Source organism: Paenibacillus tuaregi (genome assembly GCF_900086655.1).
GTDB lineage: Bacteria > Bacillota > Bacilli > Paenibacillales > Paenibacillaceae > Fontibacillus > Fontibacillus tuaregi.
In genome coordinates this window covers 4,906,383-4,918,991 of sequence record NZ_LT575476.1, presented here as the reverse complement: position 1 = coordinate 4,918,991, position 12,609 = coordinate 4,906,383, and the positions used below count along the sequence as shown (strand labels likewise).

The following is a 12,609-nucleotide window of genomic DNA, read 5'->3' as shown; positions in this document are numbered from 1 at the left end:
ATGGGAGGTTGAGAATTCATGTCCATTAAAGGGCGCCATCTATTTACTTCCGAGTCCGTTACTGAAGGACATCCGGACAAGATTTGTGACCAGATTTCTGATGCGGTGCTTGACGCATTTCTGGCTAATGACCCTAACGCTCGTGTGGCTTGCGAAGTATCCGTTGCAACGGGGCTTGTACTTGTAATCGGCGAAATTAGTACGAAATCCGAATACGTGGATATCCCATCTATCGTACGTAAGACCGTCAAGGATATTGGATATACCCGTGCGAAGTATGGTTTTGACTATAATACCTGCGCAGTGCTGACGTCACTGAATGAACAGTCCGCGGATATCGCCCAAGGCGTGAATGCGGCGTTAGAGTCCCGCGACCCTGCCCAAGTGGATAAGGAAACCGCTGATATTGGTGCGGGCGACCAAGGTTTGATGTTTGGTTTTGCGACCAACGAAACTCCTGAACTTATGCCTCTTCCAATTGCTCTGTCCCACCGTATCGCGCGTCGTCTGTCTGAAGTGCGTAAAGACGGCACACTGGACTATCTTCGTCCTGACGGTAAGACACAGGTAACCATCGAGTATGTGGACGGCAAGCCGACCCGTGTGGATACCATTGTTGTATCGACACAGCATGCTGAAGAAGCAACCTTGGAGCAGATCCAAGCTGACATTAAAGAAAAGGTTATTCTTCCTGTTGTTCCAGCTGAATTGCTGGATGCAGAAACTAAATATTTCATTAACCCGACAGGCCGTTTCGTTATTGGCGGACCTCAAGGGGATGCCGGTCTGACAGGCCGCAAGATCATCGTGGATACTTACGGTGGTTATGCTCGCCACGGCGGCGGCGCATTCTCCGGTAAGGATCCTACGAAGGTAGACCGTTCTGCAGCATATGCAGCACGTTATGTGGCTAAAAACCTGGTTGCCGCTGGTCTTGCTGACAAAGTGGAAATCCAGCTTGCTTACGCTATTGGCGTAGCAACACCGGTATCGATCAACGTCGATACATACGGAACCGGCAAAGTATCCGAAGAGAAGCTCGTTGAGCTTGTCAGCAACAACTTTGACCTTCGCCCTGCGGGCATCATCCGTATGCTGGATCTGCGTCGTCCGATCTACGCACAAACCGCGGCTTATGGACATTTTGGCCGTACTGATGTAGATCTTCCGTGGGAGCGTGTAGATAAGGCTGAGCTGCTCAGAGAGCAAGCGGGTCTGTAAGCTTAATCAATTATATAGAGCACTGGAGCTAATTAAGCTTCGGTGCTCTTTTTGTTGTGCAGATATGGGATATGGTTGAGTGTTGGTATTTCAATAGGTTGTCCTGTGCAGTAACAGTAATGTGACTCCAAGCAAATGTAGAGCTGTTTTTTAAAAGTTTGGGAGGCAGAGATGCCCTCACATAGCCTCAATTATCTTTTTACGCTTTTCTAAAGATTTACAAAGAAGTTGCCGACATAAGATATACGACTGTCTTTTTGTTAATCCAAATTTTACATATGGAGAGAGACTTGAAAGGGGAAGTAACCGTTGAGAAGAAGAATTTCATTGTGGCTGGCTGTAGTGCTGGTGTTGAACTTGGCTGTGTCGGTCTATGCAAATGCTGCAGCTTTACAGCCTGACCCTACGCTGAAGCCCATAATTACACTACCGGTGGACGGATCGAAGGGGATCGATCCAGCTAAGGTAGATTTGAAGGTCCAGTTCGACCGGGAGGTGAAGGCCGGGAACGGGACGATTACGGTGACGAAGGATCCGTCTGGGACGCCGACGGTAGCTGCAACGATACCGGTAGCGCCAAGTGTGGTGGATGCTTACAGTACGATCCGGAACGTCGACAGCACCGGGATAACTTTTGATGCGGGAACCGATTATAAGATAAGTTTGTCTGAAGGTACCTTTGTAGATAAGGCGGGGAATACGTCAGCGGCGTTCGATTATACGTTCAAGACGCTGACCAGCGGTAGTGTGGCTCCTAAGATAGCCTCTGTGACTCCTGCCAATAATGCAATTATCAATACATCTTCCCAAACACTTAGTCTTGCGTTTGATAAGCCGATATATAAAGGCAAAAGTGGAACGATTTCCGTTAAGCGGACATCGGATAACGTTGCTGCGTTCTCCCAGTCTGTGACTTCGACTCAGATCGCTATATCCGGCGGCAACACCGCTGAGTTCACGGTTACTGGCCTAACTCCGGGTGAACGTTATTACGTGCTTATAGACCCGGGCGCTTTTGTGGATGACGATAACCAGCCTTTCGCCGGTTTCAATACAGCTGCTGATTGGGTGTTTAACGTGCGGGGAGCGGCAGTTCAGCTGAACTCGGTTAGTCCGGCAGACCGTACAACCAGTGTGGCTCCTGGTAGTAATCTGAAGATGAGCTTCAGCCGTCCGGTATACCCGGATCACGGCTCCATCAGCATTCAGCCGTCCGGCCAGTCCGCGCAGAGTGTGGCAGTAACGTCATCTGGTGTGACAGGGGGCGGAACGAATACGATTACCATAACCCCACAGGTCGCACTTGTGGCAGGTACAAATTATACCGTTACAGTGCCATCCGGTGCTTTTAGAGATAGCGATGGGAATCCAATTCCCGGAAGTGCAGGGTACAGTTGGAGCTTTAGTACCGGATCGGTCGTATCTACCCAACTTACGGTGACCAGTAAAAGCCCGTCAGATCAGAGCAGTACAGCGAGCACTTCGGTTGTGCCTACTCTGACTTTTAACCGCAGCATTAAGCTGGCTGGTTCAGTTACCAGCCTGGAGAACGGTCAGGGAGGCTGGGTTACCTTGCGTAAGGCTGGGTCAACCGTTATTCCTTCGGCGCTCATCCAAGCGAGCGGGTCCCAACTGATTATTTCTCCACGGTCGTCCCTGGATGCCGGGGCAACCTACTATGTGGACGTAGCTGCTGGTGCTGTTTTGGACAGCGCAACGGGGGCTTCTTTTGCCGGATTGAGCGGTACCCAGGATTGGAGCTTCAGCACTGGAGTGGCAGACAAAACAGCTCCTGTACTTCAAAGTGCCCAGCTGTATAACAGCTCAACCATTCGTCTGCAGTACAATAAGACCTTGGATTCTTCAGTCAGTCTGCTTACTTCGAGCTTCCAAGTGACGGTTAATGATGAAATTCGCCGCTTGTACAGCGCGTATGTATCCGGCGATGCAGTATATGTCACTTTGGAGACGGGAGTTGCAGTCGGGCAAAATGTCCGAATCAGCTATACAGGCAGCTCCATTCGCCCAATCCAGGATATTAACCGAAACGCTGCGGCTTCCTTCTCTGCTCGCGATGTGGCCAACGGAATTGACTCCGCACTGCCCAAACCGCAGGATGGGTATGTTAGTGGAAATATGGTGGTGCTGACGTTCCGAGACAGCTTGAAGAGCGTATCCAGCTATGCGGCGGGGCAATTCTCGGTCACATCGGATGGATACTCCAGAGGTGTCAGCAGCATTTCTCAGAGTGGGAGTACCGTGTACTTGTATCTATCCAGTTATGTTGGGGATGGGGAAGTGGTAAAAGTATCCTACTCTCCGGGTTCTTATCCGCTCCAGGATTACCGGGGGCAGAATATTTCAGGGTTCAGTGACTTCTTCGTCCGCAATACCTATGATACGAAGCCACCTGTATTCACAAAAGCAGAGGGCAGCGGTAGTACGGTGATACTTACGTATAATGAGGCTTTGAAGCCGAGTGGGATTCCGATGAAAAGCCAGTTCTCGGTGCTCGTGAACAACTCACCGGTTTATGTTACAGCCGTAGCTATTAACTCTAATCAGGTTACTTTAACATTGGCTTCCGCATTTACGGCAGCACAAAAAGTAACGGTCTCCTATGTGCCTGCTTCAGGGGGCATCAGTGATCTCAACGGTAATTTGGCAGGGTATATTAATCTGGAACCTGTAAACTATAGTTCTACTGCCAGTCAGAATATCCGGTCCGCGTCAGTTAAAGGGGATACCGTGACCGTAGTATTTAATAGTGTGTTGAGATACTCATCACCGTCACTTCCGACTACATTGTTCTATGTGACAGCGGATCAATTAACCAAGGGTGTTCAGTCTGCTGCACTAGATGGAAGTACACTGACCCTAAAATTAACTTCGCCTGTTACTTCCAGCCAGGTGGTGGACTTGTCTTATGCCCAAGGCGGAACACCTATTTATGACAGTTCCAATAATGTGGTACCGAGCTTCAGCAGGATGGCGCTGCAGAACTTAACGGATTCTGCGGCATCCAATAATGGATTGCCATCCTATCTGTCCATGCTGCAGTCCAGCGAGTTCGGAAGAGCCGCTTATATGTTGAATTCAAGCACAGCTTCAAAAACAAGCGATCGCTCACGTTCGGGTCAGGAAATTAGCAAATATACCATCGACAATGCAAAATTGTCGGAAGCGTACAGCTACTTGGCTACCGCGGGACTCGATCGGACACTAGGATTTGAAGTTCCTGCTACAGAAAAGGCAGCGAAAGTGGCCATTCCTCTGCAGCCATTACTTGAGGCATACACACGTGGAGGCAATCCATCGTTGGTGGTGAGATATGGGGATGCCCTCTATGAGGTTCCGCTAGGCAAAATTTCGTTTGTGGATATATCCAGATTAGTTGGAGGGTCTACTCTGTCCTCGTCCTATTTAACGGTTCAGCTGGACCGTGTCTCAAAGTCATCCTTAATGGGACAATCAACAAATACAGGAGCTGGGGTGACCTACGCAGCTGTAGAGGACCCGGTGGATACTTATATAAGTGTTACATCTACATCAACACCTGCGGCCCAGGTACTCGATCTAAAGGGCAAGCTGATGATCCGGACAGCTAAAAGTGCACCAACAACACAGACAGCTCTTTTAAAATTCGATGCGGCTTCTCGGTCCGGCACTTTCATGCCTTCCAAGGCAGCAAAGCTGGGTAATTATACTGTTCTGACCGCTGAAATTCCAGGCAGTATTATTACAGGCCCAGTAACTGGGATCACTTTGTTCTCGGATGTGAACACACATTGGGCACGTAATGACATTAATGAGCTTGCAAGCAAGCTGATCATTGATGGGCGTAATACCAATCAGTTCCAGCCAGATCAAAATATCACCCGCTCTGAATTCGCAGTATATATTGCTAAGGGGCTTGGATTGTCTCCGGACGTCTCATTGGGGAGCCGTTTCCGTGACGTTCCATCCGGCTTATCATCCATTGGGTACATCAATGCTGCTGCCAAGGCCGGGATTATCACAGGGAATACAGACGGTACATTCCAGCCACTAAACTCGATTACTCGCGAGCAAATGGCGATTATGATGGTTCGCGCCATGAGCACAGCAGGACGTAATGTTACGCTCGGAGCCACACCGGCTCAGACACTGAAGGTGTTTAAGGATAGTAGGAAGATTTCTTCCCAAGATCTCGTTGCCAAAGCTTATCAAGAAGGTATTATTCAAGGGACAAGCCTGACAACCTTTGATCCAAGAGGCAATGCGACCCGGGCTCAGGCTGCGGTTATGCTGAAGCGGGTATTGACGAAGCTTGGGTATTTGTAGAAACTTAAAGCCAAACCTATGTCGATATGTGACATAGGTTTTTTTATGCATAGCAGAGTATTAGTAGGGTCTACGCTTAAAACGGTAAAATTCACCACTCAAGGCCAGCACCGTTCCGTTGGGATATTTGATTGCCGCGGCTCCCGCGCTGATCTGATCGTATTCACCGATCTTAAGAACTTCAATCCCTGCCCCTTTACCTCTCTCCTTCTCATAGTTCCCAAATCTTCCTGCTCCTCATTCAACAGTTATACTCATCGGTGAATGATCCTCTTTCTTAAACTTAAATCCCCCATATGAAGAAGAGATTCATTAAGTTCTCTCAGATTTTGGAATGAAATACCTAACAAAGGAGGAATTTCGCTGTTTTTCGTAACTTTTCCGTCTTTTCGCAGTCTATTAATTGTATAAGAGAAATACGGATGTTGAGAGAGAGGGCCCAATTGAACGGGCCTAAGCAGCCGGAGCCCGGAACAGGGGCTTTTCGGCTTTTGATTTTTAAGCCAGTTGGGATGCGGCCTTAGCCGGTTGAGTTGGGTTGAGGTGCGGTTCAACGAACCCTCAATGGCTGGTCTAGCGGGCTTCTTTCTTACCGAGCCAGGCTGTCAAGACTTCCTGGACGGCTTCCGTATACCAAGCAGGAGCGCGGCTGGTGCCTTGATGCGGCTCCTTTATTTGATGTCGTCCGCGGGTTGATCTACAGGTTTTACAAGATTTGCAATGAAGATGGGAGAGTAGCGGGATAATATGAAAGAGCAAAAAGAGCAGAAGCATGTCAGTATACTCGTGAGTGGAGGGAAACGTCTTGCCATCGTCACGCTGGCAGGACTGATCTGGATTCAGCCGGTATTAGGTGTGGGACCTCTGTCCGCAGGATCAGGGGCTGTTGTTGAAGCGGCCAGTAACGTAGTGAAGCTTGGCGAAGATATTATCACTTCGGGTACGAAGCTGGTTCACTATCAATATACGGTCAGCCGCTCAGGCAAAACCGCCAAGGTGCTGGCGGATGTGATCCAAGTGGATCTGACCAACCCGTACGTCAAGCTGGATGTCATGACCGGCAAAGGGGGCCAAGTGACGACCCGCCAGTCCGTACAGGGCATGGCCAAGGAGACTGGAGCGGTTGCAGGCGTTAATGCCGATTTCTTCAATGTCAATGGGCAGGGCGTTCCTATGGGAGCCTCGATCTCAGATGGCACGATGATTACGAGTCCATCCCAATTGCAGGGGATGTATGCTTTTGCAGTCAGCAAAAATGGCACACCGACGATTGACGAATATACTTTTGACGGCAGCATCAAGGCCGAAGATGGAACCACCTTCCCGCTCGCGGGAATCAATAAGGAATCTTATTATACAGAGCCGAATAAAGGCTTCAGCCATGTAAATGCCATGTATATTTATACAAGTGCCTGGAAGTCGCCGGACCGTCCGAAGGACAGTTCCACAACACCGACAGAGGTGCTGGTTCAGAACGGGGTAGTCCAGGAGATTTCACCGGGAGCAGCCATCCAGGGGGCAGTCCCAACAGACGGATATATTCTGCGCGCGCACGGGACAGCGGCGAATTATATCACCTCGCATTTGTCGGTTGGACAGCGTGTGGAGGCGAACTACCAGCTGCGTTCGGTGACAACAGGCAGTACGCTTGATCCATCTGCTCAGAAAATGATGGTGGGCGGCCACACTCTTCTTGTAAATCAGGGCAAGCCTTCCTCCTTCACGCGGTCTACGACGAGTATCAGCGGCAGCAGCGCGGTGGCACGTACGGCAGTAGGGTACTCGAAGGATGGACACACAGCCTACATTATTGCGGCTCAGAAAAATGACAGCAGCAGCGGGATGAAGCTCACCGAGCTTCAGAGCTTTATGACCAGCATTGGCGTCTGGAAAGGGCTTGACCTGGACGGAGGCGGCTCGACCACCATGGTTAACCGTCCGCTTGCTGAAACCGACACAACACTGACTTTTGATACGTCCAATGGGGGAACAACCCAGCGCTTGGTAGCAAGTGGTCTGGGTGTATATACGGAAGCGCCTCAAGGCTCTCTGAAAGGTCTAAAAGTCAGCGGCAGCAGCTCGCTGCTCATTGGCCAGGAGGCCTCTTATAAGCTGAAGGGCTATGACACCTACTACAACCCTGTAGATGCGTCGGGAATTCAGGCCAGCTGGAAATCAAGTACCGGCAGTTTGGCATGGAACGGTCAGAGCTTCAAAGCAGTGAAGCCGGGGGCGGCTGAAGTTACCGCAGTAAGCGGCCAGGCCAAGGCGAGCATGAAAGTCAATGTGCTCGGTGGAGGCGACCTGAACGGGCTGATCGCCAACACTACGGCGCTTCCGCTGACGGCAGGCACATCAGCTGATATCACCGTAACAGCCCAACTGAAGAGCGGAGGCTCGGTCAAGGTGCCAGCAAGTGCGCTGAAATGGGAGTTTGTCGGTTTTAGCGGCAGTGTGAAGGACGGTACGCTGACGGTACAATCCGTAAAGTCTGGCACACAAGTAGGTTATGCAATTGCCAGATATGACGGCTTCAGCACGGTGATTGTGCTCAGCCAAGGCGGTCAGACAACCTGGGAGAGCTTCGAAAATGTATCGTATCCGATAAGCTTCACCGGACTCCCGGCAGAGGCCAAAGGCAAGGCTCAAGTGGTGCAGGGATCAGGTGACCATGCTGGCTCCAAGGTGCTACAGCTCGACTATGATCTGACTGGCGGCACAGGCAACAAGTATGCGTACGCACAGCTTAACGGAACAATCGGCAAGAGCGTTCCGGCCAATCCAACCTCGATGTCTATCGATGTTATGGGGGATTCCAGTCTGAACTGGGCGCGTGCTGAGTTTGATGTGAACGGGAAATCCGTATATGTGGATCTGGCCCGCCAGGTGGACTGGACAGGCTGGAAGACACTGAACATTGATCTGGCATCACAAGGCCTCGGTTCCTCGGCAAAGCTGAAGCGGCTGTATGTGGTGAATTTGGCCGAAGGGCAGGATGAGCGCTCGCTGACAGGCAGCGTGGCATTTGACAATATCCGGTTCTCCGTACCAAATCTTGCTGGCTCCGCCAATGTGAAGAGCAATACCGTGCTGATGACGGTTGGACAGAAGACCCTTACGGCAGGTGGCATGAAGAAGACGGTAGATGTGGCTCCAATTATTAAAGGGGACACCACTTATGTGCCGATTCGTTACGTAATGGATTATTTTGGCGGACAGGCGAATTGGGATGGGGCAAATCAGCGGATTACCGTGCTGCGCGGGGGAACTTTGATTGATTTGACCGTAGGAAGCAAAGACATCGTGCTAAATGGTAAAAGAAAACAGGTTGCCGTTTCACCAATCATAGTTAATAATAGGACCTTAGTACCATTACGTTTGGTGTCTGAACAGCTTGGAATATCGGTAAAATGGGAACAGAAAACGAAGTCGATTACCCTCCAGTCGTGATATGATAGTTCTGATATATACACGGTAGAAAGAAATGGAGAATTGCCCAAGTGGATTTTCAAGCCGACGCGATCGACCGCGTGATAAAGAACGCTATCAACGTAATGGAAGACAGCAAGCATCAGATGTTTGAAATTCTTGACTCAGCCCGTCAGGAGCTGAAGACCTTGAATAATGAAGTGCAGTTGATTATGAAAGAGACTGCCGAGACTGTGGAGAAGGTCGATCAGCTCGAACTGAATTATCGCCGCTCACGAATCCGGCTGACTGAAGTCAGCCGGGATTTTGTGCGGTACAAGGAAGAGGATATTAAGCAGGCGTACGAGGTGGCTACTCAGCTCCAACTGGATTTAATGATTTACCGCGAGAAAGAGATGTATTTAAAGGCCCGCCGTGATGAACTCCAGAAAAGGGCAAGGAATGTGGAGAAGTCAGTAGAGCGAGCTGAGACCATCGGCAGTCAAATGGGCGTGGTACTGGAATATCTGTCCGGTGAGCTCGGACAGGTGACCCGGATTCTTGAATCCGCGAAGAACCGCCAAATCATCGGCTTGAAGATCATTTTGGCACAGGAAGAAGAACGAAAACGGATTTCCAGGGAGATTCACGATGGTCCTGCCCAGCTTCTGGCCAATCTAGTTCTTAGGACGGAAATTGTGGAAAGGATGCTTGTGAAGCAGGAATTCAAGATGGTCCAGGACGAAATAGTAGACTTGAAAGGTCAGGTCAGGGCAAGTCTGGAAGAGATGCGAAAAGTGATTTTCAATCTTCGTCCCATGGCACTGGATGATCTCGGACTGATTCCAACTCTCCGTAAATATGTTCATGATTATGAGGAAAAATCGAAAATACGTGCAACTTTCGATACAAGAGGGAAAGAGCAGCGACTGTCCTCTGCCATGGAGGCAGCTATTTTCCGGTTGGTGCAGGAAGCCCTCACCAATGCGGCAAAGCATGCTTACCCTACGTTTGTTGGGGTTGAAATCACCTACCAGGCTCAGATGATCAAAATTGTGGTGCAAGATAATGGTCTTGGATTCAGGGTGGAGTCACTGGAGCAGAAGACCAAGGAGCATTCCCACTTCGGGCTGATCGGGATGCGTGAGCGTGTCGAGCTGCTGGAAGGAAGAATGGAGATTGAATCCGCCGAGAATCAGGGTACCAAAATCATTATTCATATCCCGACTAACGTAGAGAAGAGAAAGGAGCAATAGGATGGAAAACCTTATTTATACCAACAAACGACCAATTAAAGTTCTCTTGGCTGATGACCACCAACTGTTTCGGGAGGGTCTCAAGCGGATTTTAAATATGGAGGAAGACATTGAAGTTGTAGCTGAATGCAGTGACGGTACCCAGGTGCTGGATTGCTGTCAGCGTTTTAATCCGGAAATCGTGCTTATGGATATTAATATGCCTCAGCTTAACGGAGTGGACGCTACGGAGAAGCTCCGCAGTTCGCTTCCGGACATCAAGGTTATTATTCTGTCCATTCATGATGATGAGAGCTACGTGTTCGAGACACTCCGTAAAGGGGCGACCGGTTATCTGCTTAAGGACATGGAGGCGGAATCGCTGATCAATGCCATCCGTTCCGTAGCGGAAGGTCATGCCTTCATTCATCCGAAGGTGACAGGCAAGCTGATTCATCAGCTGCGCCGCATGGAGTACTTGAACGAGACAGGCGCTATTGCTGAGGACGGCGCAATTCGTGAAGCCGGTGTGAAGTTTGTGGCCGGAGATGATAATCCGCTGACCCGCCGTGAGGCTGAGGTGCTTAGGCTGATGGCTGAGGGCCGCAGCAACAAGATGATTGGTGAACATTTGTTCATTAGTGAGAAGACGGTGAAGAACCACGTCAGCAGTATTTTGCAGAAGATGGAAGTGGATGACCGGACGCAGGCTGTAATTAACGCCATTAAATTTGGATGGGTCACGCTCTAATACATAGAGACACCTTAGAATGGCAGAAGATTGTAATGATGTTGAATAAATATACGTCATTTTGAGTCTCATCATTGGTGGTTTTAAGAGGGCGGGGGTAGAAGCCGGATTGTCCGAGCTTTGGGCATCTGCAACGCTTCTCTTGGAACCGACTGCCTTATAGCGGCATATATTGTCGCTATAAGGAGGTGAGTGAGGATGGTTCATGTATGGATCCTGTTATGTTATGGTCTTGCTGCGATGCTGGTCCATCTCATGCACAGACTGTATATCCGCAGACAAGCCGATAAGCCGCGGCGGGAGCATTATATTCTGGTTACCCGAAATCATGGGCAGCAGATGGAATGGTACCTGCGTGCACTTTCCTGGTATAGCCGCATACGGGGCAAAGATTGCCGAATTACCGTGTTCGATGAAGATTCTGAAGACGATACCCTGGCAATTACGCACCGCATTCACAAATCCGGGGAACTGGAGCTTTCCGTGATTAAGCTATCCGGTGCAGTCCAAGAAGATGAACTATGGCGGCAGGCGGGGAAGGCAGAGGGAGAAACAGCGCTGATCATTGACCTCCGCTTGCCTATGGAGGCGGCCAAAATTCCATATGTGCATGTTTAAACGTTTACAAATGGGCAGGATGGGAAGCAGCCGTTCTGCTGCTGGTTTAGAAGTTCTCAATAGTCACTTAGACAATCGAATAGAGGGTATAACCATGTGAAGCACACTCATTAGGCCGCGGCCGGGAGTGTGCTTTTTGCTGTTTTGGCGGGATAGCGGGAGAACAAAGTAAACGCAAGAAGGGGAGTGATATTAAGAAACCTTATAGCCGGGCGATCGGGGCTATTGGGATTATAAAAAAGATCAGGAGGTGTACAGGTGAACTATATCTTAATGAAATCCACCTACTGTTCTGTGTAGCTAATTGGATGGTTAACAGGAATTAAGGAACCAGATATCAGTATTTTGAGTGTCTTAGTTATGGCGGTAGGGGGCGGGTTTAACTGGGAGAAGCAGAAGTTAGAAGGCCATGAGATTTTAGAGGGGGAAGAGATATGAAGGCAGATCTATATGCTGTGCGGAGAAAAGAACAATGGGCGAGTGTGGTGACAGTTGATCTTGGCACTGACCTGGTTTGGTGGGCCCAGCAGACCGGAGCGGAGGCGGACAGGCTTGTGCTGCTTGGAGCAGACATTCCGCTTGGTCGGGCGATTCATGTGCGTGATGAAGCCCAGTTGAATTCACGGATGGATAGCTTTGAGCTGACAGATTGGTTTGCTTGGCTTGATAGGTTGTGCGCACGTTTGTGGGGGCGGAAGTCAAATGAAGGAGATCAGAAGAGGGCAAGAGGGAAGAAGCAGAAGATAGAGCAAAGACAACAGCTGAAGCGGGGGCAGATGGGGGAGTTAAGGGGACGGCAGGGGGAGGGGCGAGCGCTATTCCGTCCACAATGGCTCTGGATACGGGAACAAGGGTACAGTCCGTATGCGGCAGAACTCTTGGCTTCCCGTGGCCAGGAAGGAGCTGAGCTGCGTGGGCTCGTGGAAGCTGCCGCGGAATTAACGCGGCTGCTTCAAGGCCGCTCGCTGCTTCTGCCTGAGCTGAAGCAGCTGCTCGAGAGCCGCCTGCCGGAGCTTGCAGGCGGCTGGGCCTCTGCCGCCCAGCTCGCACAGC

General features: G+C 50.2%; 6 protein-coding genes and 1 pseudogene. All 7 read left to right on the top strand.

The window, feature by feature from the left end:
* Positions 1–18: 18 nt before the first annotated feature.
* Complete coding sequence (gene metK, locus BN6628_RS22105) at positions 19–1,221, top strand: methionine adenosyltransferase (protein ID WP_068620618.1); 1,203 nt, start codon at positions 19–21, stop codon at positions 1,219–1,221.
* Positions 1,222–1,530: 309 nt separating this feature from the next.
* Positions 1,531–5,544 (top strand): Ig-like domain-containing protein, encoded by a 4,014-nt coding sequence (locus BN6628_RS22100; RefSeq protein ID WP_068620616.1) that lies wholly within the window; start codon positions 1,531–1,533, stop codon positions 5,542–5,544.
* A 747-nt stretch (positions 5,545–6,291) separates the two neighbouring features.
* On the top strand, positions 6,292–8,994 hold the full coding sequence (locus BN6628_RS22095; protein ID WP_068620614.1) for a stalk domain-containing protein: 2,703 nt from the start codon (positions 6,292–6,294) through the stop codon (positions 8,992–8,994).
* A 50-nt stretch (positions 8,995–9,044) separates the two neighbouring features.
* Complete coding sequence (locus tag BN6628_RS22090; RefSeq protein ID WP_068620612.1) at positions 9,045–10,208, top strand: sensor histidine kinase; 1,164 nt, start codon at positions 9,045–9,047, stop codon at positions 10,206–10,208.
* A gap of 1 nt (position 10,209) precedes the next feature.
* Positions 10,210–10,938 carry a response regulator gene (locus BN6628_RS22085; protein ID WP_068620610.1) on the top strand — a complete coding sequence of 243 codons (729 nt, stop codon included), beginning with the start codon at positions 10,210–10,212 and terminating at the stop codon, positions 10,936–10,938.
* A gap of 198 nt (positions 10,939–11,136) precedes the next feature.
* Positions 11,137–11,556, top strand: a complete 420-nt coding sequence (locus tag BN6628_RS22080; RefSeq protein ID WP_068620608.1) for a hypothetical protein — start codon at positions 11,137–11,139, stop codon at positions 11,554–11,556.
* 434 nt (positions 11,557–11,990) lie between these two features.
* A pseudogene (locus BN6628_RS22075) lies at positions 11,991–12,609 on the top strand (hypothetical protein); the annotation flags it as partial.